The sequence below is a fragment of the Kitasatospora sp. NPDC097691 genome, assembly GCF_040302665.1.
GTDB lineage: Bacteria > Actinomycetota > Actinomycetes > Streptomycetales > Streptomycetaceae > Kitasatospora.
Genome location: NZ_JBEORY010000053.1, coordinates 30,561 through 54,805 on the forward strand (window position 1 = coordinate 30,561; position 24,245 = coordinate 54,805).

At 74.4% G+C, this 24,245-nt stretch carries 23 protein-coding genes; 21 read left to right on the forward strand and 2 right to left on the reverse strand.

Annotated elements, in window-relative coordinates; genetic code table 11:
• The 3 genes from ABTY56_RS29145 to ABTY56_RS29155 all read left to right on the forward strand — a co-directional run bounded on the left by ABTY56_RS29145 (position 1) and on the right by ABTY56_RS29155 (position 3,431).
• Positions 1-1,137: an amidohydrolase family protein gene (locus tag ABTY56_RS29145; RefSeq protein ID WP_350632238.1), complete on the forward strand. Its 1,137-nt coding sequence runs from the start codon at positions 1-3 to the stop codon at positions 1,135-1,137.
• A gap of 263 nt (positions 1,138-1,400) precedes the next feature.
• Entirely contained in the window at positions 1,401-2,894 is a 1,494-nt protein-coding gene (locus ABTY56_RS29150; protein ID WP_350632240.1) for a S8 family peptidase, read from the forward strand.
• Positions 2,895-3,083: 189 nt separating this feature from the next.
• The gene (locus ABTY56_RS29155) at positions 3,084-3,431 is read left to right on the forward strand and encodes a hypothetical protein (RefSeq protein ID WP_350632242.1); all 348 of its coding nucleotides are present in this window, start codon (positions 3,084-3,086) and stop codon (positions 3,429-3,431) included.
• Between the two features lie 64 nt (positions 3,432-3,495).
• Here ABTY56_RS29155 and ABTY56_RS29160 read toward each other — a convergent pair whose 3' ends face one another.
• A complete protein-coding gene (locus ABTY56_RS29160) occupies positions 3,496-4,395 on the reverse strand; it encodes a HipA family kinase (protein ID WP_350632243.1) in 900 nt (299 codons plus the stop codon).
• A gap of 89 nt (positions 4,396-4,484) precedes the next feature.
• Here ABTY56_RS29160 and ABTY56_RS29165 point away from each other — a divergent pair, with 89 nt between their 5' ends.
• The 9 genes from ABTY56_RS29165 (at position 4,485) to ABTY56_RS29205 (ending at position 15,378) form a co-directional block, all read left to right on the forward strand.
• Positions 4,485-4,925, forward strand: coding sequence for an SRPBCC family protein (locus ABTY56_RS29165; protein WP_350632245.1), 441 nt, complete (start codon positions 4,485-4,487; stop codon positions 4,923-4,925).
• Between the two features lie 270 nt (positions 4,926-5,195).
• Complete coding sequence (locus ABTY56_RS29170) at positions 5,196-6,350, forward strand: glycosyltransferase (RefSeq protein WP_350632298.1); 1,155 nt, start codon at positions 5,196-5,198, stop codon at positions 6,348-6,350.
• A gap of 393 nt (positions 6,351-6,743) precedes the next feature.
• A complete protein-coding gene (locus tag ABTY56_RS29175; protein WP_350632247.1) occupies positions 6,744-8,267 on the forward strand; it encodes a sugar transferase in 1,524 nt (507 codons plus the stop codon).
• 5 nt (positions 8,268-8,272) lie between these two features.
• Positions 8,273-9,616, forward strand: a complete 1,344-nt coding sequence (locus ABTY56_RS29180; RefSeq protein WP_350632248.1) for an O-antigen ligase family protein — start codon at positions 8,273-8,275, stop codon at positions 9,614-9,616.
• Positions 9,613-11,340, forward strand: coding sequence for a murein biosynthesis integral membrane protein MurJ (murJ, locus tag ABTY56_RS29185; RefSeq protein ID WP_350632250.1), 1,728 nt, complete (start codon positions 9,613-9,615; stop codon positions 11,338-11,340). The genes ABTY56_RS29180 and murJ overlap by 4 nt, the downstream gene beginning before the upstream one ends.
• A complete protein-coding gene (locus ABTY56_RS29190) occupies positions 11,330-12,196 on the forward strand; it encodes a polysaccharide deacetylase family protein (protein ID WP_350632252.1) in 867 nt (288 codons plus the stop codon). Before murJ ends, ABTY56_RS29190 begins: the two co-directional genes overlap by 11 nt.
• Entirely contained in the window at positions 12,193-13,308 is a 1,116-nt protein-coding gene (locus ABTY56_RS29195; protein WP_350632254.1) for a glycosyltransferase, read from the forward strand. Before ABTY56_RS29190 ends, ABTY56_RS29195 begins: the two co-directional genes overlap by 4 nt.
• 49 nt (positions 13,309-13,357) lie before the next feature.
• Complete coding sequence (locus tag ABTY56_RS29200; protein WP_350632255.1) at positions 13,358-14,224, forward strand: Wzz/FepE/Etk N-terminal domain-containing protein; 867 nt, start codon at positions 13,358-13,360, stop codon at positions 14,222-14,224.
• Complete coding sequence (locus ABTY56_RS29205) at positions 14,221-15,378, forward strand: GNAT family N-acetyltransferase (RefSeq protein WP_350632257.1); 1,158 nt, start codon at positions 14,221-14,223, stop codon at positions 15,376-15,378. The genes ABTY56_RS29200 and ABTY56_RS29205 overlap by 4 nt, the downstream gene beginning before the upstream one ends.
• Before the next feature lie 4 nt (positions 15,379-15,382).
• On the opposite strand, the gene ABTY56_RS29210 is transcribed toward ABTY56_RS29205, so the two are convergent.
• Positions 15,383-16,648, reverse strand: a complete 1,266-nt coding sequence (locus ABTY56_RS29210) for a glycoside hydrolase family 26 protein (protein ID WP_350632258.1) — start codon at positions 16,646-16,648, stop codon at positions 15,383-15,385.
• A gap of 368 nt (positions 16,649-17,016) precedes the next feature.
• Here ABTY56_RS29210 and ABTY56_RS29215 point away from each other — a divergent pair, with 368 nt between their 5' ends.
• The 9 genes from ABTY56_RS29215 (at position 17,017) to ABTY56_RS29255 (ending at position 24,243) form a co-directional block, all read left to right on the forward strand.
• A complete protein-coding gene (locus ABTY56_RS29215) occupies positions 17,017-18,132 on the forward strand; it encodes a PQQ-binding-like beta-propeller repeat protein (protein WP_350632260.1) in 1,116 nt (371 codons plus the stop codon).
• 219 nt (positions 18,133-18,351) lie between these two features.
• A complete protein-coding gene (locus ABTY56_RS29220; RefSeq protein ID WP_350632262.1) occupies positions 18,352-19,950 on the forward strand; it encodes an ABC-F family ATP-binding cassette domain-containing protein in 1,599 nt (532 codons plus the stop codon).
• Positions 19,951-20,277: 327 nt separating this feature from the next.
• Positions 20,278-20,511 carry a helix-turn-helix domain-containing protein gene (locus ABTY56_RS29225; RefSeq protein WP_030059940.1) on the forward strand — a complete coding sequence of 78 codons (234 nt, stop codon included), beginning with the start codon at positions 20,278-20,280 and terminating at the stop codon, positions 20,509-20,511.
• A 251-nt stretch (positions 20,512-20,762) separates the two neighbouring features.
• Positions 20,763-21,569, forward strand: coding sequence for an enoyl-CoA hydratase/isomerase family protein (locus ABTY56_RS29230; protein WP_350632264.1), 807 nt, complete (start codon positions 20,763-20,765; stop codon positions 21,567-21,569).
• Positions 21,570-21,773: 204 nt separating this feature from the next.
• On the forward strand, positions 21,774-22,286 hold the full coding sequence (locus tag ABTY56_RS29235; RefSeq protein WP_350632266.1) for an Asp23/Gls24 family envelope stress response protein: 513 nt from the start codon (positions 21,774-21,776) through the stop codon (positions 22,284-22,286).
• Positions 22,287-22,335: 49 nt separating this feature from the next.
• Positions 22,336-22,527 (forward strand): hypothetical protein, encoded by a 192-nt coding sequence (locus tag ABTY56_RS29240; RefSeq protein WP_350632267.1) that lies wholly within the window; start codon positions 22,336-22,338, stop codon positions 22,525-22,527.
• Positions 22,527-22,868 carry a hypothetical protein gene (locus tag ABTY56_RS29245; RefSeq protein WP_350632269.1) on the forward strand — a complete coding sequence of 114 codons (342 nt, stop codon included), beginning with the start codon at positions 22,527-22,529 and terminating at the stop codon, positions 22,866-22,868. Before ABTY56_RS29240 ends, ABTY56_RS29245 begins: the two co-directional genes overlap by 1 nt.
• On the forward strand, positions 22,865-23,599 hold the full coding sequence (locus ABTY56_RS29250; RefSeq protein ID WP_350632271.1) for a DUF6286 domain-containing protein: 735 nt from the start codon (positions 22,865-22,867) through the stop codon (positions 23,597-23,599). Before ABTY56_RS29245 ends, ABTY56_RS29250 begins: the two co-directional genes overlap by 4 nt.
• Complete coding sequence (locus ABTY56_RS29255; RefSeq protein ID WP_350632273.1) at positions 23,596-24,243, forward strand: alkaline shock response membrane anchor protein AmaP; 648 nt, start codon at positions 23,596-23,598, stop codon at positions 24,241-24,243. The genes ABTY56_RS29250 and ABTY56_RS29255 overlap by 4 nt, the downstream gene beginning before the upstream one ends.
• Positions 24,244-24,245 lie beyond the last annotated feature (2 nt).

Here is a 24,245-nt window from a genome sequence, read left to right on the forward strand (position 1 = left end):
GTGGCCCGGCCGCGGCCCGCGCCGTCCGCAGGGGCGCCCGCGCTGGTCGACCACCACTGCCACAGCGTGGTGGCGGCCGACCTCACCGACGACGCCCTGGCCGGGCTGCTCACCGAGTCCGACCGCCCGCCCGCGCCCGGCTGCTCGCCCTTCGACAGCGCGCTCGGCCTCGCCGTGCGGCGCTGGTGCCCGCCCGCGCTCGGCCTGCCGGTGCACGCTCCGGCCGCCGAGTACCTGGCCCGGCGGCGCGAGTTGGGCGCCGCCGAGGCGACCGGCCGGCTGCTCGCCGCGGCCGGGCTGGACACCTGTCTGGTGGACACCGGGCTGACCGAGGCCGCGGGCCTGCCGCTGCTGCCGCCGGCCGAACTGGCCGCGGCCGCCGGGGCGTCGGTGCGCGAGGTGGTCCGGCTGGAGTCCGTCGCCGAGACGGTGGCCTCCGGCGCCGAGGACTGGCCGTCGGCCGTCGCCGAGGCGCTGGCGGCCGCCGCCGGCGGGGCCGTCGCGGTGAAGTCGGTGCTCGCCTACCGGTACGGCCTGGCCGCCCCGGCCGAACGGCCCGCCCGCCGGGCCGTGGTGGCCGCGGCCGGTGCCCGGCTGCGCGGCGGGTCCGACCGGCTGACCGACCCGGTCCTGCTGCACCACCTGCTCTGGACGGCCGTGGACGTCTGCGCCGGGCTCGGCCTGCCGATCCAGCTCCACACCGGCTTCGGGGATCCGGACCTCACCCTGCACCGGGCCGACCCGTCCCTGCTGACGGATTTCGTGCGAGCCGCCGAGCCCAGCGGCGTCCCGCTGGTCCTGTTGCACTGTTACCCGTACCACCGCCACGCCGCCTGGCTCGCCCAGGCCTTTCCGACGGTCTTCACCGACCTCGGGCTGACCGCCTCCTACACCGGCCCGCAGGTGGCCTCGGTGCTGGGCGAGATGCTGGAACTGGCACCGTTCGGCAAAATGCTGTTCTCCACCGACGCTTACGGGCTACCCGAACTTTTCTTGGTGGGCACCTGTCAGTTCCGGCACGGACTGGCCGTGTTGCTGGATCGTTGGCAGGCGGACGGTGCGTGTTCCGCCGCCGACGCGCAGCGGCTGACGTGCTCGATCGCCGCCGACAACGCCCGTCGGCTGTACGCGTTGTAGCTGCGCCGCGGCCTTGCGGGCAGGGTGCCCGGTCACCGTTTCGACGGCAATGGAAGCACGTCGGCGAACCATCACTTTTTAACAATCTTGGTCCCTGTTTCCCTTGTTGACCTGCGGACTCCTAACATCCGTTGCTGATCTAGATGTGACGATTAGATGACTACCTCTTGCGCATCTCATCGAATATTCATTAGCGTCCGGGTCATTCCCCGCGCACCTGCCAACCGCAGCTGCCGCATGACGACTCGGGAGGGCCACCCCCAATGAGAGTTTCTCGGATCAGCCGGACCCGGTACGCGGCGGTGGGCCTCGTGCTCGCCACTGCCGGCGCCCTCGCGCTTCCGGCCGGCACCGCCGTCGCGGCCCCCTCGGCCGACCCGACGACCGGTCCGCTGCTCAGCTACGTCGTCAACACCAAGGCCAACCACGGCCAGGTGCAGAAGGTCGAACAGGCCGTCAAGAGCCTCGGCGGCACGGTGGTCTACTCGTACGACCAGATCGGCGTCGTCATCGCCCGGTCGACCGACACCAAGTTCGCCGAGAAGCTGCGCCTGGCCAAGGGTGTCGACTCCGTCGGTGCCAGCCGCACCAAGGGCATCACGGCCGCCGACCGGGAGAAGGCCGAGGTCGTCGCCGAGCCCACCGCCGCCGCGGCCGCCCCCGGCCAGGAGCCGCTCGAGGCCAACCAGTGGGACATGCGCCAGATCGGTGTCGACAAGGCGCACAAGCTCTCGCTCGGCAGCCGCAACGTCACCGTCGGCGTGCTGGACTCCGGCATCGACGGCACCCACGAGGACCTGGCCGCCAACGTGGACGCCTCCCAGTCGGTCTCCTGCATCGACGGCGGCAAGCCGAACACCGACTGGAAGGCCTGGCAGCCGGGCCCCGACGGTGACCACGGCACCCACGTGGCCGGCACCATCGCCGCCGCCAAGAACGGCAAGGGCATCGTCGGCATCGCCCCGAACGTCAAGCTGGCCGCGGTCAAGGTCGTGGACGACGGCGGGTTCATCTACCCGGAGTACGCGATCTGCGGCTTCGTGTGGGCCGGTGAGCACCAGTTCAAGGTGACGAACAACAGCTACTACATCGACCCGTGGATGTTCAACTGCCCGAACGACAAGGACCAGTCGGCCATCACCGCCGCCGTCCGCAAGGCCGTCGCGTTCTCGCAGCGCAAGGGCGTCCTCAACGTCGCCGCGGCCGGTAACGAGAACATCGACCTGGCGCACAAGACCACCGACGTCTCCAGCCCGGACGACACCACCCCCGGCACCCGCCCGGTCACCAACGACTGCCTGTCGCTGCCGACCGAGCTGCCCGGCGTCGTGGCCGTCTCCTCGGTGGGCGTCAACGGTGACAAGTCGTACTACTCCAGCTACGGCAAGGGCGTCGTGACCGTCGCCGCGCCGGGTGGCGACGCCCGGTACCAGATCCCGAACACCCCGGACAAGAACGGCCGCATCCTGTCCACCCTCCCCGGTGGCAAGTACGGCTACATGCAGGGCACGTCGATGGCCTCGCCGCACGCCACCGGTGTGCTCGCCCTGCTCGCCAGCACCTTCCCGTGGGCCAGCCCGGACGAGCTGACCGAGATGCTCACCAACCAGGCCGAGTCCCACGCCTGCCCGACCGGCGAGTACAACCCGGGCGGCGCCGGCCAGTGGAAGGCCACCTGCGAGGGCGGCGCCGACGACAACGGCTTCTACGGTGCGGGCATCATCAACGCCGAGAAGGCGGTCCAGTGGTGGCGCTGAGGCGCTGACCGCGACGACACCTGATCGCGGCGACACCTGTCGCGACGACGTCTGATCGCTGAGCCGGGGAGCGGGGCCACTTGGGTCCCGCTCCCCGGTCGCGTTTGAGTAGCCGTACTCAGGCCGCCGCCCCCGCCGCCGCCGAGGATGGGTCCGTACCCGACGGAGTCACCACAGGAGTTGAGCGGCATGGCGCAGACCGTCCCCGGCCGGCAGGCCCTTCCCGGCAAGCGGAACCGGCTCGCGCTGGCCCTGGGCGTGGGCCAACTGCTGCTCGCCGCACCGATGCTGGCCACGGTCGCGACCGGCGGCCTGGTGGTCGCCGTGATGGGCCTGGCCGCCGGCGGTCCGGCGGTCGCGGTGCTGCTCCTCGTCCTGCTGCTCGCCGCCGGCCCGCTGCTCGGCCTGGGCCTCGGGTTCCTGGTCGCCCGGCTGCAGCGGCTGCCCAGGGACGTCGCGTTCCCGGTGGTCGGCTTCGGCCTGCTGGTCGGCACGGCGATCGAGTACTTCGGCTGGATCCGCCCCGCGATGGGCTGAGCGCAGCCGGCCTCCGGGCCAGCCCCGGGTTGACTCCCGGGTCAGCCCCCGGTCGACTCCCGGGTCAGCCCTCGTCGACGTGGTGCTCCCACACGGTCTCCACGGACGGCTTGCCGTGCAGGTCCGGCACCTCCTGAAGCCAGGCCGGCCGCCCGGCCCGGGTCCGGGCCGCCCGCCGCCGCTCGGCCTCGCGCAGCTGCTCGGGCGTGGCGAAGCCCTCCGGCAGCCACTCCTCGGAGAGCACCACCCGGGCGGCCAGGTGGGTGACGTACGCGTGCCGGACGGCGTCCGCCGAGTCGAAGCCGGGCTCGTCCGCCAGCCACTCGTCCGGGACCAGCGCCAGCACCTCCTCCAGCAGCGGCACGGTGACCAGCGGGCCGAACTCCTCGTCGGCCAGCCGGACGTCCGGGGCCGAGCCGCCGAGTGCGTGCGCGCTGAGGTCGTACCGCTTGCCGACGGCCGCCTCGGCGCCGGCCCAGCGGTGGTGGAAGATCAGCGCGGCGCCGTTGTCGATCAGCCAGAGCCGCCCGTGCCAGACCACCAGGTTGGGGTTGTGCACGGTGCGGTCGACGTTGCCGGTGAGCGCGTCCAGCCAGACCACCCGGCCGGCCTCGACGGAGTCCACCGCGATCATCCCCGGGCGGAAGTCCCGCGCCCCCGGCAGCAGGTCCATCCCCAGGTTGAGTCCCGCGCTGGCCTTGAGCATGTCCTGGATCTCGGTGTCCGGCTCGTCCGCTGCGACGGCCGGGTCGAACTCCACCAGCCGCAGCTCAGGCACCCGCAGGCCCAGCCGCCGGGCCAGCTCGCCGACGATCACCTCGGCGATCAGCGCCTTGCGGCCCTGCGCGGCCCCGGTGAACTTGACCACGTACGTTCCCAGGTCGTCGGTCTCCACCACGCCGGGAACGGAGCCGCCGGCCCGCAGCGGGTCGACGTAGCGCACTGCAGTCACCAGATCGAGCACACCGGCCACCCTATCCCGCCGCGTCACGGGCGTGACCCTGTGATTGGCTTGCCGGTGAGAGCCACCCACCACACGAGGAGAGCAAGGTCATGGGACAGGTGCAGGCCACCACCGAGCGGGTCTACGACGCGGCCCCCGAGCGGGTGTACGAGGTGCTGGCCGACTACCAGGTGACCCGCCCGAAGCTGCTGCCCGCGCAGTACAGCGAGTACGAGGTCCGGGTCGGCGGCACCGGTGCCGGCACCCAGGTGCACTGGAAGCTGCAGGCCACCGAGAAGCGGGTGCGCGACTGCCTCTTCACCGTGTCGGCGCCGAAGCCCGACCAGCTGGTGGAGAAGGACGCCAACTCCAGCATGGTGATCACCTGGACCGTCGCCGCCGCCGGCGAGGGCCGCAGCAAGGTCACCGTGACCGCCACCTGGCAGGGCGCGACCGGCATCGGCGGCTTCTTCGAGCGCACCTTCGCCCCGAAGGGCCTGAACCGGATCCACGACCAGGTGCTGGCCAACCTGGCCGCCGAGGTCCGCTGACACCCGCCGAGGTCCGCCGAGGTCCGCCGAGGTCCGCCGAGGCCTTCGAGGCCGCCGAGGCCGGCCGATGCCCGCCGGGCGGGCGGGCCGGAATTTCGACGGCAGCGCGATTCGAATGCGTAAATCCATCAATGCATCTGAATCGCGCGGTAATTCGAGTAGTTCGGCCACCCGTACGACGCGAAAGCCGTACGGGTGGCCGAACCGCCACCTCCGGGTGACGAGGGCCGCCCGGCACGGGGGAGCCACCCTAGGCTCGCCGCCGTGCATATGACGATCCTTCACATTTCGCAACCGGTGGACGGCGGGGTCGCCCGCGTCGTCACCGATCTGGTCCGGGGACAGCGCGAGGCCGGCCACCGGGTGCTGGTCGCCTGTCCGCGCGGCGGGCGGCTGGCCGAGGAGGCCACCGCGGTCGGCGCGCTGGTCCAGGACTGGCCCGCCGGGCGCTCGCCGGGCCCGGGCACCGTCGCCGAGGCCTGGCGGCTGCGCCGGATCGTCCGCGCGGCCGCGCCCGACGTGGTCCACCTGCACAGTGCCAAGGCCGGACTGGCCGGCCGGCTGGCGGTGCGCGGCGCCGTCCCGACCGTCTTCCAGCCGCACGCCTGGTCCTTCGCCGCCGTGGACGGCGCGCTGGCCGCCGCGACCCTGCGCTGGGAGCGCTTCGCCACCCGTTGGGCGCACCGGCTGCTCTGCGTCAGCGTCCAGGAGCGGGCCGACGGCGTGGCCGCCGGGGTGCACGCCGACTGGGCGGTGGTGCCCAACGGCGTGGACGTCAGGCACTACGCGCCCGCCGACCGCCGGGCCGCCCGGATCGCGCTCGGCCTGGACCTGGACGCCCCGCTCGCGGTCTGCGTCGGGCGGCTGTGCCGGCAGAAGGGCCAAGACGTGCTGCTGGCCGCCTGGCCGGAGGTGCTGCGCCGGGTGCCGCAGGCCCGGCTGGCGCTGGTCGGCGGCGGGCCGGAGGAGCAGCGGGTGGCGGAGCTGGTCCGGGAGACGGCCGAGCCCGCCCGGGTCCGGCTGGTGGGGGACGTGGCGGACCCGCGGCCGTGGCTGGCGGCGGCCGACCTGGTGGTGCTGCCCTCGCGCTGGGAGGGGATGGCGCTGGCCCCGCTGGAGGCGATGGCGGCCGCCCGTCCGGTGCTGCTGACCGACGTACCGGGCGCGCGGGAGTGCCTGCCGGCGGCGGAGCGGGAGCGCGCGGTGGTGCCGTCCGAGGACGTGCCGGCCCTCGCCACCCGAATGGCGGAAGCGCTGTCCGACTCGATCGAGTGCGAGCGACGCGGCGCGCGACTGCGCGAGCACGTCGTCGCGAGGCACGACGTGCGCACCGTGGTCGAACAGGTGGACGTCCTCTACCGCCATCTGCTGGGCGCCGGGCCGGTCGCGGGGCGCCGCCGGGCCCGTGTCCCAGAGCGGATCTGATCGTTTCACAAGCCGTGAGTGCCCGCCGTTCCGGTGCCGGCGTATTCGCACCCTCAACCGGTTAACGGCGAGGCGTCAAATCCGAATTACCTATTAATGGGCGGCTGGAATGAAACGGCAAGTCAACTTCCAGCCCATTGCGCCCGGTTCGGTATTGTCGGATTTTGCCTGCTTCGTTCAGATTCCATGCCGGGAATTCACGGCTGAGCCCCTCGCGACCGAGTCCTGTGCGACCCGCCCCTTCGCGATCGGCCTCACCGCGGGAGATCCGAAAGCCACCAGCGGCAGCAGGTGCTGTCAGGACCGCGCCCACCAGGCCGGGACGGCCGCCCCGCGCAAACCGGTGCCGGGGCACCGTCACCCCGGGCACACAGCAGGGGAGATCGTGCGCTGATGACCATTGACCACGACAGCGTGCCGCGATCGGGTGGGTCCCTGTCCGGCCCCCGCAGGCCGGGCACCGGGCTGCTCGACCGCCCGGTGGGGGCGGCCCGCAGCCGGACGATCCCGGCGCCGCGCCGACGCCGCGGGACGGTCCGCAACCGGCTCGCCCTGCCGCTCGCCCTGGTCCAGGCCGACATCATCGCGCTGTGCTCCGCCGGCGGCATCGCCAACCGCGCCGTCGACCCGGGCGCCCCGCTCGACCCCCTGCTCGGCGTGCCCGCCGTCCTGCCCCTGCTGATCCTGCTCAACCTGGTCGGCGGCCTCTACCGGGCCCGGCTCACCCTGTCCGTCCTGGACGAACTGCCCGCGCTGGCCGCCCGGGCGGTGGTCGCCGCCGCCTTCGCCGTCACCCTGTCCGGCTGCCTGGGCGGCCGCTGGCCCGACTGCGGCCCGGCCACCCCGGCCCGACTCACCGTCCTGCTCGGCACCCAACTGCTGATCGCCACCATCGGCCGCGCCGTCCTCTACCACCTCGTCCGGCGGATCCGCCGCAGCCGCCCCACCCCCGTCCTGGTGCTCGGCGCCGGCGGGCTCGGCCGGCGGGTCGCCGCCGCCCTCCGCGAGCACGCCGAGTACGGGATGCGCCCGGTCGGCTTCCTCGACGCCGACCCGCCGCTGCGGGCCGGCGACACCGACCCGCCCGTCCTCGGCGGCCGCGAGGTGCTGGAGCGCGAGGTGCGCCGGCACCGGATCCAGCACGTGATCGCCACCGCCGGTGCCGCCGACGAGGCCGAGACCGCCGCCGCCCTGCGGGACGCCGTCCGGCTCGGCTGCCAGGTCTGGCTGGTGCCCGCGCTGCGCGAGTTCGGCTCGCTGCCCACCGCCCCGACCGCCGGCGGCGACCACCTGTGGGGCTTCCCCTGCCTGCGGGTCGGCGGCCCGGCGATGCGCCGGCCCGGCTGGGCCGCCAAACGCGCACTGGACATCACCGCCGCCGCGTTCGGCCTGCTGCTGCTCGCCCCCGTCCTCGCGCTCTGCGCCCTCGCCGTCCGCTTCGACACCGGCCCCGGCGTGCTGTTCCGCCAGCAGCGCACCGGGCTGGACGGCCGGGTCTTCACCGTCCTCAAGTTCCGCACCCTGCGCCCGAGCAACGAGCACGAGTCCGCGACCCGCTGGAACATCTCGCAGGACCACCGGATGGGCGCCGTCGGCCGGCTGCTGCGCAAGAGCTCGCTGGACGAGCTGCCGCAGCTGTGGAACGTCCTGCGCGGCGACATGAGCCTGGTCGGCCCGCGCCCCGAACGCCCGTACTTCGTGATGCGCTTCGGCCAGGCCTACCCCGAGTACGCCGACCGGCACCGCGTCCCGGTCGGCCTCACCGGCCTGGCCCAGGTCAACGGCCTGCGCGGGGACACCTCCATCGAGGACCGGGCCCGGTTCGACAACCGCTACATCGAGAGCTGGAGCCTCTGGCAGGACGTCAAGATCCTCTGCCGCACCGCGGCCCTGATGCTCCACCCGGACGGGAGCTGACCCCCGTGGCCCTGACCCTTCCCGCCGTCCCGCGTCCCGCCTTACGGAAGGCGTTGCCCGCGCTCGTCGACCGGCCCAGCCTGCTGGCCGCGGCGACCGTCCTGCTGGTGTGCGTGCCGACCGGCGAGAAGGACGTCGCCGCCGCCGTCCACATCACCGCCGCCGACCTCGCCTCGCTGGCCCTGGTCGCCCTCACCGCAGTGGACCTGCTGCGCGGACGGCTGCCCGCCGTCGACCGGACCACCGGCGTACTGTTCGCCGGGATCGTGGTCGCCGCCGCCGTCGCCACCGTGGGATCGATCGACCCGGTCACCAGCGTCACCGGCTTCGTCCGGCTGGTCCAGGTGTTCGTGCTGGTGCCCGCCGCGGTGCTCTGCTCGCTGCGCGACCGCACCGACCAGCGCCTGGTCCTCGGCTCCTTCGTCCTCGCGGCGCTGATCCAGGGCGTGGTCGGCGCGAAGCAGTACCTCACCCACACCGGCGCCTCCTACACCGGCCAGCCGATCCGGGCCGTCGGCACCTTCGGCGCGCTGGACGTCATGGCGATGTCCACGGTGGTCGGCTTCGGGCTGCTCGCCGCCCTCGCGCTGGCGCTGGGCGAGCGCGGGCCCGGCGGCGACGCCCGGCTGCGGCGCTCGATGTTCGCCACCGCCGCGTTCCTCGTCTTCCCGCTCGCCGTCTCGTTCAGCCGCGGCAGCTGGATCGCCACCGGCGCCGCCGCCACCGTGCTGCTGCTGCGCGCCGACGCCCGGCTCGCCGTGCGCAGCGCCGTCCTCGGCCTGGCCGCCGCGGTCGTCCTGGTCGGCGGCCTCGGCCTCGGCGGCTCCGGAGTCACCAAGCGGCTCAGCTCGATCGGCTCCGTCTCCGCCGCGCCCGACCAGTCCGTCTCCGACCGCTACGACCTGTGGGCCACCGCCGGGCGGATCTGGCAGGACCACCCCGTCCACGGCGCCGGGCCCAAGGCCTTCCAGCAACTGCGCGACAGCCACGCCCCGTTGCGGCTGTCCTCCGGCAGCGACGCCGCCGACCCCACCATCGGCTTCCAGCGCGAACCGCTGCTCTCCCCGCACAACATGTACCTGCTGGCCCTCAGCGAGCAGGGCCTGATCGGCATCACCGCCTACGTCGCGCTCTTCCTCGGCCTCCTGCTCGGCTGCCTGCGCCGCTCCCGCGGCGTCGGCCTGGCGGCGCTCGCCCTGCTCACCTGGGTGCTGGTGGACTACCTGTACGCCGACATCGGCGGCACCACCACCGTGCTGACCTCCGTCGTCCTCGGCCTCGCCGCCCGCGCCGCCGCACACCGCCCCGAGCCGCAGGGGCGCGGCGCCGACGGGGAGGCGGTGCGGTGACCACCGACCGGCCGGCCGCCCTGGCCTCCACCCTCCCGGCCCCGCGCAGCGCGCCCGGCGAGCGCCCGGCCCCCGCGCCCGGCCCGGCGCCCCGGCGCGGCTTCCTCGCCAGGGCCTTCGGGATCACCGCCCTGCTCAGCGCCGCCGGCTCCGGCCTCGGCCTGCTGCGCGACCTCCTGCTGGCCCGCTACTTCGGCGCCAACCAGGGCACCGACGCCTTCCTGGTCGCCTGGACCGTCCCCGAGACCGCCGCGCCGCTGCTGATCGAGGACGCCATGTCCTTCCTCATGGTGCCCGCCTTCGCCCTCGCCCTGGTGCTGCGCGAGGAGGACCCGGACGCTCCGGACCCGGTCCGCCAGCTGGTCCGCGCCACCCTGCCCTGGCTGCTGCTCGCGCTCAGTGGTCTCGCCCTGGCCACCGCTCTCGGCGCCCCGCAGCTGGTCGAGCTGCTCGCTCCCGGCCTGCCCGACCCCGGCCTCGCCGTCACCTGCACCCGGATCACCGCGATCACCGTGCTGCCCTTCGGCGTGGCCGGCTACCTGGCCGCCGCGCTGCGCGCCCACCACCGCTTCACCGCCCCGGCCGGCATCTACGTCGTCTACAACCTCGGCATCCTGGCCGTGCTGCTCGGCTTCCACGCCTCGCTCGGCGTGCGCTCCGCCGCTCTCGGTGTCGCGGCCGGCAGCCTGCTGATGGCCGGCCTGCTGGTCGGCCCGTTCCTGCGCCGGCTGCGCCAGGGCCAGCCCGGCACCGGCCGCGCCCGCCGCCCGGGCAGGGCGCTGGTGCTGATGCCGCTCGCCCTGCTGCCGGTGGGCGCCTTCACCCTGACCCGGCAGTCGCAGGTCTTCGTCGAGCGCTACCTCGGCTCGGCGCTGCCGCCCGGCACCATCTCGCACCTCAACTACGCCGCCAAGGTCTCCCAACTCGCCATGACGGCGGGCATCCTGATCTGCACCGTCACCTTCCCGCTGGTCGCCAGGGCACTCGCCGCCGGGGACCTCACCGCCGCCCGCGACCGGGTGGAGAAGGACCTCGGCCAGGCCGCGGCCGTCGTCCTGCTCGGCACCGCCTTCCTGATGGCCTGCGCCCCCTCCGTCGTCTCGCTGCTGTTCGAGCGCGGCGCCTTCGGTCCCCGCGACACCGCCGCCACCGCCGACGTCATCCGGGTCTACAGCTTCGGCCTGCCCGCCCAGGCGCTGATCGGCGTGATGATCCGGCCGTACTTCTCGCTGCGCCCGGTGGTCCGCCGGGCCGGCGACCCCGGCACCGAGGACGGCCGCCGCCGGCTGCTGGACTGGTACCCGGCTGCCGCGATGGTGCTCGGCCTCGGCGTCACCGTCGCCACCGGTCTGCTCGCCACGCCCGGCTTCGGTGCCCTGGGACTCGCCGCCGGCAACGCGGCCGGCATCACCACCACCGCCGTGCTGCTGCTGCACGGCCTGGTGCTGCGCGGCATCCCGCTGCGGCTGCGCCGGGTGCTCGGCGGCCACGGCCGCCTGGTCGCCGCCGCCGCCGGCGCCACCGTGCTCGGCACCGCCGTCGCCGGACTGGCCGCCGACCCCCTGCTCTCGACCCTCCTCGGGGGCCTCACCGTGGCGCTGACCTTCGCGGCCCTCGGCACCGGACTCGGTGCCCGTGAGGTGCGCGGCCCGGTCCTCGCCGCCGCCCGGGCCCTGAACCCGCCAACCCTCGCCGAAGAAGGGAAGCGTCCCCATGGACAATGAACGGGGAACCGTCCGTTCGGCCCAGGCGGGCGTCAGCAACGCCCCGCCGCACCGGGCGCGACTGCCCAGGAGTCGTCACCTGCTCGGTGAACCGCCGATCCCCGGCTCCGCCTCGCCGTGGATCCTGATGTACCACTCGGTGGCGGTCGAGAAGGAGGACCCGTACCGGCTCACCGTCAGCCCCGAGCGGTTCGCCGAACAGATCGCCTGGCTGCACCGGCGCGGTCGGCGGGGCGTCTCGGTCCGCGAGCTGATGCGGGCCCGCGCCCAGGGCCGGGACGACAAACTGGTCGGCCTCACCTTCGACGACGGCTACGCGGACTTCGCCCGCCACGCCGTACCGATCCTCCAGGCCTACGGCTTCACCGCCACCGCGTACGTGGTCGCCGACCTGCTCGGCCGCGCCAACGACTGGGACACCGAGGGCCCGCGCAAGCAGCTGCTCACCGTCCCGGAGGTCACCGAACTCGCCGCCGCCGGCTGGGAGATCGGCTCGCACGGCCTCGGCCACCAGGCGCTGACCGGCCTGCCGGCCGACGCCCTCGCGAGGCAGGCCCGGGAGAGCCGGCGTCTGCTGGAGGAGGTCGTCGGCGGCCCGGTCACCGGCTTCTGCTACCCGTACGGCGCCGTCGACCTGCCCGCCGCCCTGGCCGTCCGCGACGCCGGGTACGACTACGCCTGCGCCATCGCGCACTCCCCGCTCACCGGCCGGTTCGCCCTGCCGCGCTGCTACGTCGGCGACCGCGACGGGGCCTGGCGGCTGCGCGCCAAGAAGGGCCGGCACCGGTTGCGCGACGCCGTCACCGAGCTGCGCCGGGCGCGCGGCGAGGGGGAGAGGACGGAGCGCCGGCCATGAGGGTGCTGCACATCGTCACCGGGCTCGCCTCCGGCGGTGCGGAACGCCAACTCCACCTGCTGCTGCGGCACTTGCCCGCACACCAGCAGTGCGAGGTGCTCGCCCTGACCAACCCCGGCGCGGTCGCCGCCGCCCTGCGCGCCGACGGCGTGACCGTCCACCACCTCGGCATGCGCGGCAACCGGGACCTCGGCGCGCTGCCCCGGCTGGTCCGGCTGGTCCGGGCCGGGCGCTACGACCTGGTGCACACCCACCTCTACCGGGCGCAGCTGTACGGCCGGCTGGCCGCGCGGCTGGCCGGGGTGCGCGCGGTGGTCTCCACCGAGCACTCGCTGCACGCCGGGGTGATCGAGGGCCGCCCGGTCACCCGGGGCGTCAAGGGCCTCTACCTGGCGGCCGAACGGCTCGGCAGCACCACCGTCGCGGTCTCCCGGCAGGTCGCCCAGACGCTGCGCTCCTGGGGAGTGCCGCCGACCCGGATCGAGCTGATCCCCAACGGCATCGACACCGGCCGCTACCGCCTCCCGCCCGTCGACCGGGCCGTCACGCGCCGTCGGCTGCGGGCCGAACTCGGCCTGCCGGAGGGGAGCTGGGTGGTCGGCGGGGTGGGCAGGCTGGTCCCCGGCAAGCGCTTCGAGGTGCTGGTCGAGGCGCTCGCCGAACTCGACCCGGCCACCCGGCTGGTGCTGGTCGGTGAGGGCCCGGAGCGCACTGCGCTGGAACGCCGGGCCGCCGAACTCGGCGTCCGGGAGCGGCTGGTGCTCACCGGCGAGCGCGACGACGTGCCGGAGCTGCTGGCCGTCCTGGACGTGCTGGCCGCGCCCTCCACCGCGGAGACCTTCGGCCTCGGCGTCCTGGAGGGCCTCGCGGCCGGGCTGCCGGTGCGGCACAGCGCCTGCCCGGCGCTCGACGAACTGCCGCCCAGCGCAGCCCCGCAGGCCCGCCGGATCCCGTCCGAGCCCGCCGCCTACGTCGCCGCGCTGCGCGACCTGCGGCACCTCGACGACCACACCCCCGACCCGCTGCCGAACCCGCCGGCCGTCGGCCACTACGACATCGCCCGGGTCGCCGCCGACCTGGGCGCCCTCTACGACCGGCTGGCCCGCGCCTGACCGCCCGCCACCGCCGGAACCGCCGTCCCATTCCCAAGGAGCCACACCCATGACCACACCGCGCCGAAGCGCCCGCCGCCTGGTCCGCCGCTGGTGGCCGGTGGCGCTCGCGGTTCCGCTGGGCGCCGCGGCCGGCGCCGGGTACGCCGTCGTCTCGCCCCCCTCGTACGCCACCAACGCCTACGTGCTCGTGGTCCCGCAGAACCCGGGGGAGGCCGCGACCGCGACCAACTTCGCCCAGGCGTACGGGCGGCTGGCGGGCCAGCCGCAGGTGCTCGCGGTGGCGGCCGCCGAGACCGGCCACACCCGGGCCGAGCTGGAGGAGCTGGTGCACGGGACGACGTCCCCGGACGCGCCGATGATCGAGATCACCGGCACCGGGACGCGTGCCCAGGAGGCCGCCCGGACCGCCGACGCGGTGGCCCGCTCGCTGGTCTCCTTCGCCAACACCAGCAGCAAGGACACCAACGTCCGGCTGGTGACGCTGGCCCCGGCCGCCGCACCGGACAAGCCGACCACGCCCTCCGGAAAGCTGGACGTCGCGGTCGGCGGCGCGGCCGGGCTGCTGCTGGGCGCCCTGGTGATGATGACCCGCCGTCGGGACGGGGCCGGGGCGCCGGACACCGCCGAGGGCGCCGGGCCGGCCGAGGCCCCGCCGCCGCCGCGCCCGCGCACCGGGGAGCAGCCGGTCGAGGCCGTCCCGGGCACCGAGGCCGACGCCGAGACCGCAGGCGCGAAGGCCGACGCCGCGAAGGCGGATGCGAAGACCGGCGGGACGACCGCGGCCGCCGAGGCCGGGCCGGAAGCGGCCCCGGAGCCCACAGCCGGGCAACCGGCCCGGGAACCGGCCCCGAAGAAGACGGCCGCGAAGAGGACGGCCGCCAAGGAGAAGACCCCGGCCGGGAGCGCCCGATGAGCACCGAGATCCGCAGACCCGGTCTGCCGGCCCAGTCGGCGGCGCCGTCCTGGACCACCGAGCTGCGCTGCGAGGACGACGCCCTGGACACCCTCGCCGAGGAGTGGGACGACCTGGCCGCCCGCTGCCGGACCGCCACCTTCTTCCAGGCGGCCGCCTGGCAGCGCTCCTGGTGGCGCCACTACGGCCGCCCGGGCGCCCTGGTCGTGGTGCTGGTCCGCCGGGACGGCCGACTCGTCGGTGCGGGTGCCTTCCGGCGCCGCGGCGGCCCGTTCGGCGGCCTGACCGGCCTCGGCGCCGGGCTGGTCGACTACACCGACGTCCTGCTCGACGACGACTGCGCCGACCGGGCCGCCGCCGAGTTCGCCGCCGCCCTCCCGCTGACCCGCCCCTGGCACTGGCTGGAGCTTCGCGAGGTGCACCCCGAGGCGGCGGTGCAGCGGGTGTACGCGCACTGGCGCGGCGAGCGCCGCCGCTTCGACGACTCGCTCTGCCAGTACCTGCCGGCCGTCCCGATGGAGCGGCTGCTCAAGCGGGTGCCCGGCAAGACCGCCCAGCGCAGCCGGGTGAAGCTGCGCAAGATCGCCGAGGCCGGGGTGCAGGTCAGCTCGACGCCGCCGGCCGAGGTGCCGGAGGCGGTGGAGGGGCTGCTGCGGCTGCACTTCCTGCAGTGGCAGGAGCGCGGCGTCACCCCGGAGCACCGCACCGAGCGGTTCGCCCGGCACCTGACCGAGTCCACCACCGGCCTGGTCGCCACCGGCAGGGCAGCCGTCCACCGGTTCCACCTGGACGGCCAGCTGGTCGCGGTGAACCTGCTGCTGCTCTGCCCCTCCTTCGGCGGGCTGTACATGTACGGGGCGCACCCGGTGCTGCGCGAGCGGCTGGACATCGCCGGGCTGCTGTTCAGCGCGGCGCTCGACGAGACGGTCGGCGCCGGCATCCCGCTGCTCGGCCTGCTGCGCGGCCAGGAGCCCTACAAGCAGCGCTGGCGCCCGGACCCGCTGCCCAACCAGCGGCTGCTGCTGGGCCCGTCAGGGGTGGCGCCGGCGGCCGTCGCCCGGGCGGCGGCGGTGCGCGCCCGGGCAGCGGCGGCGCACCAGCTGAGCACCCGCTTCCCCAGGCTCAAGGAGGCGCTGCTGGCCCGCCGCGGCTGACCGCTCAGCGCCGGGCGGGCGTGGAAGGCGCTGACGGGCTCGCGGTCGGGCCCGGTGTCGGCTTCGGCGTCGCCGCAACGCTCGGTGTCGCCGCAACGCTCGGTGTCGCTGCGGCGCTCGACGGGACGCCCGTGCTCGACGGGGCGGGGACGCCCGGCGTGGCGGGCGCGGTCGGCACCGCGGGAGCAGTGGGCGCCGGGGTCGAAGGGGGCGCCGTCGGCACCATGGCCGGCGCCCCCTTCGACCCGGACATCAGCTGCTTGAACCGCGCCGCCGAGCGCGGATTGCCGGAGCACTGGAAGAAGCCGTGCGGGCAGTAGTCGGTGACGGTCTGGTAGGCGGTGTCATGGGTGCGGATCCAGTCGACCATCCGCTGGACGAACTCGGGGTTGTCGCCGTTGCGGAACAGCCCCCACTCCGGGTACGAGACCGGCTTGCCGCGCTTGGCGGCGAACTCCACCTGGTCCTGCAGGCCGTACGGCTCGCGTACGTAGTCGTCGAAGGTGGCCCCGGCGGGCTGGTCGTAGCTGTCCATGCCGATGACGTCGACCACGTCGTCGCCGGGGTAGCACTTGGTCCACGGGATGGCGTCCAGGCCCCGGTTGGGCGCGAAGTCGAAGCGGAAGCGCTGCCCGGGCACCGAGCGCATCACCCCGACGATCCGCCGCCAGTACGCCTTCCACGCGGAGGGGTCGGGCTTGCAGCGGTGGGTGTAGGTGGTGCCGTTCATCTCCCAGCCGAGGGTGAGCACGGTGTCCGAGCCGCCCAGCGCGACCAGCCGCCGGGCGAGCTTGAGGAAGTGCCCGTCGAAGTCCCCGCGGACACCCTGGGCGAGCAGCCTGGCCACCTCGCCGTCCGACACGTGCGCCTCGTTGGGCACCAGCATCGGCACGCCGAGCACGAGCAGCCGGGACGGGTCGGCCAGCCGCCACTGCGACCACAAGCCGAGCACCACCGGCTCGCCCTCGATGTCGGCCCAGCCGTTGCCGGCCAGGTAGGTGTGGCCGACCTGCATGTTCGCGCCGCCCAGCCACTGCGCGTACCGGCCGATCTGCGGGATGTAGTTGTCCCAGGAGCCGACGAAGGCACCGAACGGCGGCTCGTGCCTCGGCCGCTGGACCGGCGGGCGGGGGGCGGCGCCGCGCGGCTCGAAGGCGTCGGAGGAGAGGGAGTGCCGTTCGGTCCGGCTGAGCGGCGACCCGGCCGGGACGCTGGCCGTGGCCATCAGCAGCAGGGCGGCGGCGGCCAGCGTCAGGCGGCCGATTCGCATGGTCTCTCCTCCGGACGTCGCGTGGGAGGGGCGCCCGGTCACGGCGTGGACGGACCGTGGCGCCCCGCTCGCCGACAGTAGGCCCGCGGGAGGACGGAAAAGTCGAATGTCACCCTAAAGTGGGCGATATTCGAACGCCGTCTGCCGCAACGGTCCGCGACCGGCCGCCGTGTATCAGATCTGTAACGGTCCGGCCGGGCCCCCGCGGGCCGCGCCGGACCGCGCCGCGGAGCGGCCGGGGCGCCGACGACGCAGGTGGGCGGGTGGACGTACGGGCGGGGCGCGCGCGGCCGGGCACGCGGTCGGTCGTACGGCCGGAACCCGGAACCGGGCTGACTCGCCCGCCCGGCGAAAGGTACGCTCCGGCCGTGTCCCGGAAGCCGCTGCGTGTACTGACCCCCCGCTCGATCCTGCCTGCCCTGGCGGTGATGCTGGTCCTTGCGGCCGGTGCGGCGGCCCACGCGAACAAGCCGGTGCCGTTCGGCGACCGGGTGGCCGGTCCGGGCGCGGAGGCGACGCCGGTGAACTCGGAGTCGCTCAGCGCGGCCGACCTGGACCTGCGGGTGGGGCCCGGCCTGGAGGCCTTCCACAAGCAGACCGGCGAGCAGGCCTGGTCCTACCGCCGTGAGGGCGCCGAGGCGCTCTACCTGGCGATGGCCGGGGACAACGCGATCGTGGTCTGGGACGACGGCATCGTCACCTCGGTGCGCCCGGGCGACCACGAGGTGCGCTGGCACCGCGCGGTGCCGGGCCTGGCCGACTGGCTGCGCGGCGACGGCGAGCCCGGCGCCGACAAGCGGACCGACGCCCAGCGCAAGCAGCTCGCCAAGCAGCGGGCCGCCGGCGCGCTGCACACCGTCCAGCGGGACGGCTCGCCCTGGCTCGCCCTGGTGACGCCGAACCTGACGATGGGCCTGCGCGACGCCGACGGCGACCTGCGCTACAACGACAAGCCGGCCAACGGCTGCGCCTACGACCCGCTGCGCGCCGTGCACACCGACTACGCCGTGCTCATCCCGCGCACCTGCACCAACAGCAGCGGGCAGGCCGTCGCCGGCGGCATCACCGGTTACCGGCTGGACAGCAACGGCTGGTCGATGAGCACCGGCCCGGCCGCGACGATCAAGGCACTGGACCGCAGCCGGGTGGAGATCACCGACGGCCCGATCGTGCCGCCGAAGATCTTCGACACCAAGGTGGCCGCACCCGAGACGGCCTGCGGCGCCCTCGACGCGCCCTTCGCCGCCGTCCGGCCGCAGGGCGGCTGCGTCGACCCGTCGGCGGCCCCGACCGCGGACGCCCCGGCGCCCCCCGCGACCCCGACCGACACCGCGCCCCCGGCCGCGACCGACACCGCGCCCCCGACTGCGACCGGCACCCCGGCTCCGGCCGACACCCCGGCCGCGACCGACGCCCCCGCCGGATCCGACGGCACGGCGCCCTCGGCGCCGGCGGGCGACCAGTCGGACGCGCAGCAGCCGTAACCGACGGGCCGTCGGGGCCGGCGGGTACCCCGGGACGGTAATCCCCCCGGGGTGTTTCACGGCGCCCGGTAGACTTGCCGCCATGGCTATCTTCTCCGGGCAATAGCGGGCAGCGGCGCCCCGTGTGCTGCGCCGACCGTCGATGAAGCCCCTTTCCGCTCGCCCGGCCCCGGCCCCCCGCCCGGCCGCCCGCCCACGTCCCAGGAGTAGTTCCCAGCCATGATTTCCGCCAACGCCCTTGAGCTGCGCGCCGGTGCCCGGATCCTGATCGAGTCCGCGAGCTTCAAGGTCGCCGCCGGCGACCGGATCGGCCTGGTCGGGCGCAACGGCGCCGGCAAGACCACGCTCACCAAGGTGCTGGCCGGCGAGGGCCTTCCCGCCGCCGGGGCCGTCACCCGTTCGGGCGAGGTCGGCTACCTCCCGCAGGACCCGCGCACCGGCGACCTGGACGTCCTCGCCAAGGACCGCATCCTCTCCGCCCGCGGCCTCGACACCGTGCTGAAGAAGATGCGCGAGAACGAGGACCGGATGGCGAACGGCAAGGGCTCCACCCGCGACAACGCGATGAAGAAGTACGCCCGGCTGGAGACCGAGTTCCTCACCAAGGGCGGGTACGCCGCCGAGGCCGAGGCCGCCACCATCGCCGCCGCGCTCGGCCTGCCGGACCGCATCCTCGCCCAGCCGCTGCACACCCTCTCCGGTGGTCAGCGCCGCCGTGTCGAGCTGGCCCGGATCCTCTTCTCGGACTCCGACGTGCTGCTCCTCGACGAGCCCACCAACCACCTGGACGCGGACTCGATCGTCTGGCTGCGGGACTTCCTGAAGACGTACAAGGGCGGCTTCATCGTCATCTCGCACGACGTCGACCTGGTCGAGACGGTCGTCAACAAGGTCTTCTACCTGGACGCCAACCGCTCCTGCATCGACGTCTACAACATGGGCTGGAAGCAGTACCAGCAGCAGCGCGAGGACGACGAGAAGCGTCGCAAGCGCGAGCGGGCCAACGCCGAGAAGAAGGCCGCGACCCTGAACGCGCAGGCCGACAAGATGCGCGCCAAGGCCACCAAGACGGTGGCCGCGCAGAACATGGCCCGCCGCGCCGACAAGCTGCTCTCCGGTCTGGAGCAGGTCCGGATGAACGACAAGGTCGCCAAGCTGCGCTTCCCGGAGCCGGCTCCCTGCGGCAAGACCCCGCTGACCGCCAGCGGCCTGTCCAAGTCCTACGGCTCGCTGGAGATCTTCACCGACGTCGACCTCGCGATCGACCGCGGCTCCCGGGTCGTCGTCCTGGGCTTCAACGGTGCCGGCAAGACCACCCTGCTGCGGATGCTGGCCGGGGTCGAGCAGCCGGACACCGGCGAGGTGATCCCGGGCCACGGCCTGAAGATCGGCTACTACGCCCAGGAGCACGAGACCCTGGACCCGGAGCGCACCGTCCTGGAGAACATGCGCTCGGCCGCGCCGGACACCGACCTGGTGCAGATCCGCAAGATCCTCGGCTCCTTCCTGTTCTCCGGCGACGACGTCGACAAGCCCGCCGGGGTGCTCTCCGGCGGTGAGAAGACCCGCCTGGCGCTGGCCACCCTGGTGGTCTCCTCCGCCAACGTGCTGCTGCTCGACGAGCCCACCAACAACCTCGACCCGGCCAGCCGGGAGGAGATCCTGGGCGCCCTGCGCGAGTTCTCCGGCGCGGTCGTACTGGTCACCCACGACGAGGGCGCGGTCGAGGCGCTCGACCCGGAGCGGATCATCCTGCTGCCGGACGGCGTGGAGGACCTCTGGAACCCGTCCTACGCCGATCTGGTCTCGCTGGCCTGACCGGAAGTAGACGCGGCATCCGCTTTTCGGACCAGAAAAACTAGTCCTTACGGCGTGTCCGGGAATGAAGTAGACCCGGATTCCGTTTAAGGACTTCCCGTCGGCCCGCCACTCGATCGTGGTCGGGCCGACGCTGCTGATCAGCCCTTTCGCGGCGAACGGCGGCACCCGCCCGGGGGCGTGCACTCTGCGTGAGCGCCCTGGTGCGCTCGGATCACCACCGGAGGACCACGCATTTCCGACATCGACCTTGTCGAATGGGTGGCCAGGACGCGGTGGATGGGTGATCATGGGAATCTGACCGAGCAACGCTACGAGGAGGCACGGGTGGCCGAGACTCTGAAAAAGGGCAGCCGGGTGACCGGTGCCGCGCGTGAGAAGCTCGCGGCCGATCTCAAGAAGAAGTACGACTCCGGGGCGAGCATTCGCGCTCTCGCGGAGGAGACCGGTCGTTCGTACGGCTTCGTGCACCGGATGCTGAGCGAGTCCGGAGTGATCCTCCGGGGCCGCGGCGGTGCCACGCGGGGCAAGAACAAGGCGACTGCCGGGGCCGGTTCCTGACGGTTCGTCAGCTATTGGCTGGATGACGCGGCGGCAGGGCGCCGACCGAGGAGACGACGGCTGGCCGACAGCCGGGTGTCCGCCCTCGGGTCGTGTGGACCGGCCGCCGATCGTCATGTCCGGGGTGTCGTCCGCCCCCGGCTCTCCCCTCCGCCCGAGCCCGTCGATCTTTCCGGGCCGGGCCCCTGCCCCTGCGCGTCCAGTTTTGTTACTCTCCGGTAGCCACATCCCCCGCCACCGGAGGTCCCCGCATGACCGCCCCCGCCACCGACCCGCAGGCCCCGAGCTGGGAGCGGGACGGCGTCCGCCTGGAGATCGAAGGCGAACTCGCCGTCGTCACCCTCTGTCAGCCCAAGCGGCGCAACGCCCAGTCGCCCGCGCTCTGGCGCGCCCTCACCGACGCGGGCCGTGACCTGCCCGGCAGCGTCCGGGTCGTCCTGCTGCGCGCCGAAGGCGTCTCCTTCTCGGCCGGGCTGGACCGGGCCATGTTCACCGCCGAGGGCATCCCCGGCGAGCCCACCTTCCTGCAGCTCGCCGCGGCGGGCGACAAGGAGCTGGACGACACCATCGCCTCCTACCAGGAGGCCTTCACCTGGTGGCGCCGCCCGGACCTGATCTCCATCGCCGTCGTCCAGGGGCACGCCGTCGGCGCGGGCTTCCAGCTCGCGCTCGGCTGTGACCTGCGGGTGGTCGCGGACGACGTCCAGTTCGCGATGAAGGAGACCTCGCTCGGCCTCGTCCCCGATCTGGCCGGCACCAAGCCGCTCACCGAACTCGTCGGCTACGCCCGCGCGCTGGAGATCTGCGCGACCGGCCGCTGGGTCGGCGCCGAGGAGGCGGCCGCGATCGGGCTGGCCAACCTGGCCGTGCCGGGCGCCGAGCTGGACGCTGCCGCCCGTGACCTCGCGGCGGCCCTGCTGGCCGCTCCGCGCGGCGCGGTGATCGAGACCAAGGCGCTGCTGCAGGGGGCCGCCGGGCGCTCCTTCGAGGAGCAGCGTTCGGCCGAACGGGTGGCGCAGGCCCGTCGGCTGCGGGAGCTCGCCGGGATCGGCGACTGACCTCGCGCCCTTCGGCCTCGCGCGTCGATCGAAGGCCCGACCTCGGGGGATGCCCCGGGTCGGGCCTTCGGCGTTTCCCGGGGCGCGTCACGGGGGCCGGGTGGGCGCCGGCCGGGTGTCGTTCGGCGGGCGCGGAACGTGGCGAAATGCCAGAGTTGGGGAGGTTTGCGATATAGCTGGAGCCGTACGACGGGAGATGTGCCCATGCCTGACACTCCGACGCCCGCGACCCTGCACAAGAACGCCGGTGGCGCTCCGACCCCCGGCCCGCCGCCGGGCGCCTCCGGCGCTGCCAAACCGGTCGAGGAGCGCGGTCGTACGGCGCTGGCCGTCGGCGTGGTGGAGAAGATCGCGGGGATGGCCGCCCGGGAGGTCTCCGGGATCCATGCGCTGGGCTCCGGGCTCGCCCGGACGTTCGGCGCGATGCGGGACCGGGTGCCCGGTGGCAAGTCGAGCGTCGGGCGGGGCATCAAGGCCGAGGTCGGCGAGAAGCAGACCGCCATCGACATCGCGCTGGTGGTCGAGTACGGCGTGGTCATCCCCGAACTCGCCCGCCAGGTGCGGGAGAACATCATCGCCGCGGTCGAGCGGATGACCGGCCTGGAGGTCGTCGAGGTCAACATCGCGGTCAACGACGTCCACCTCCCGGACGAACCGGAGTTCGAGGAGGAAGAGGAGCCGGTGGTGGCGCCGGGGCAGCGGGCCAAGCTCAAGTAGCGGACGGCGCCGACGGCGCACGACGCAGCGAGGAACGAGGGAGTAGCGGATGAACCTGGCCATCGTCGGCCTGGTGGTGGGCATGGCCCTCGGCTTCGCCGGGTACTTCGGGGGGTTCGCGGCGTTCCTGCTGGTGGCCGCGCTCGGACTGGTCGGCTTCGTGGGCGGGCGCCTGCTGGAGGGCGACATCGAGCTGGGTGAACTCGGGGACCTGTTCCGCGGCCGCGACCGGCGCCGTTGATGGCGGCCTCTGCCTCCCGCCCGGTCCCGGCGTCGGGGCGGCGGGGGCGGCTGCGGGTCGCAGACCGGGTCTACGCCCGGATCGCGGCCCGAGCGGCGCGGGAGGTGCTGGTCGCGGCCTGGCCCGCCGGGCGGGTGAAGGGGGCGCCGCCGCATGTCTCGGTGGCGGTGCCCGGGAGCACGGTGACGGTCCGGGTCGAGGTCGAGCTGCCCTTCCCGGCGGACATCGCCGGGCTGGCGAGGGCGATGCGGGAGGCCATCGCCGAGCGGGTGCTGGGGCTGACCGGGACCAGGGTGTCGGACGTGGTGGTCGTGGTCGAGAAGCTGGTGGGAGCGTCGTGAGCGACGTGAACGATGTGCCTGCGGGCGACGTGGACGCGGAGGCCGTCGAGGGGGCGGCCGAAGGGGCGGGGAAGGTACACAGGCTGCGGGCGCCGCGGACGGTGGCGGCGACGATGGTGGCAACCGTCGTGCTGGTGGTCGCGGGGGCGCTGCTGTACGACGTGATCGCCGTACGGGCCGGACAGCCGGCCCGGGCGTGGCGGGCGCAGCTCGCGGACGAGCTGGCGACTCGGCACCTGGACGACACCTGGGTGCTGGTGGGGGCCGGGGTGACCGCGCTGCTGGGCGGGTGGCTGCTGTGGCTGGCGATCGCGCCCGGGCTGGGGCGGTGGCTGGTGCTGCGGCCGTACGGGGGCACCGCGGCGGCCGTCGAGCGGGCCGGGATCGGGCACCTGCTGACGGACCGGGCGGCGGGGCTGGCCGGGATCGACCGCCTGAGGATCAAGGTCGGGCGGCGCAGGGTTCGGGTCTCGCTGGTCGGCCCGGCCGACCCGGCTTCGGCGCAGCGGCAGTTGCGGGACGAGCTGGACCGGGTGGGGTTGGCCCGGCCGTTGCGGTTGGACGTGCGGACGGCCGGTCGGCGCACGGCGGGCGGTGACGCGGGGGCGGGCCCGGAGGCCGAGGTGGGGACCGAGGCAGAGGCGGGGACGGAGGCAAAGGCCGAGGCGGGGGCGGGGACGGAGACGGAATCAGGGACAGCGGCCGGGCCGGGAACGGGGGCGGCGCCGTGAGGCGAGTGGTCGTCAACCGGGTGCTGCTGGGGGCGGTCGGGGTGGTGCTGCTGGGCGTGGGGGTGCTGGTGCTGGCGGGCGGGTTCGACCTGTACCGGCGGCTGGGCGTGAGCCCGCCGCAGTGGTGGCCCTGGACGTCGCCGGACCAGCCGGTGGTGAGCGCGCGCACGCGCGGCCGGTGGGTGGACTCGACGTGGTGGTGGCCGACGGTGATCGGCGGGCTGGCCGTGCTGATGGCGGGGATGGCGTGGTGGCTGGTGGCGCAGCTGCGGCGCACCGGGCTGTCGAGCATCGCGGTGCCGACGCCGGGGGTGAGCGGGCTTCGGCTGCGGGTCGGCGCACGGGCGTTGGAGGAGGCGATGGAGACCGGGACGGCCGTGCTGCCCGAGGTCGAGCGGGCGGGGATCCGGCTGGTGCGGGCGCCGCGGCACCCGCGGTTGCGCGGTGCGGTGCGGTTGACGCCGGGTGGGGATCCGGCCGGCCTCGTGGCGCACTTCGAGGACGGGCCCCGGGCCGACGCGTGTCGCAGCCTGGGCCTGCCGGAGCTGCCCGCGGACCTGCGGATCCGGGTGTTGCAGGCGGCCCCCGCCGAGCCGCGGCACCGGCGGCCCCGGCGTCGACGGAGGCGGTCGAGGGTGGTGTAGGG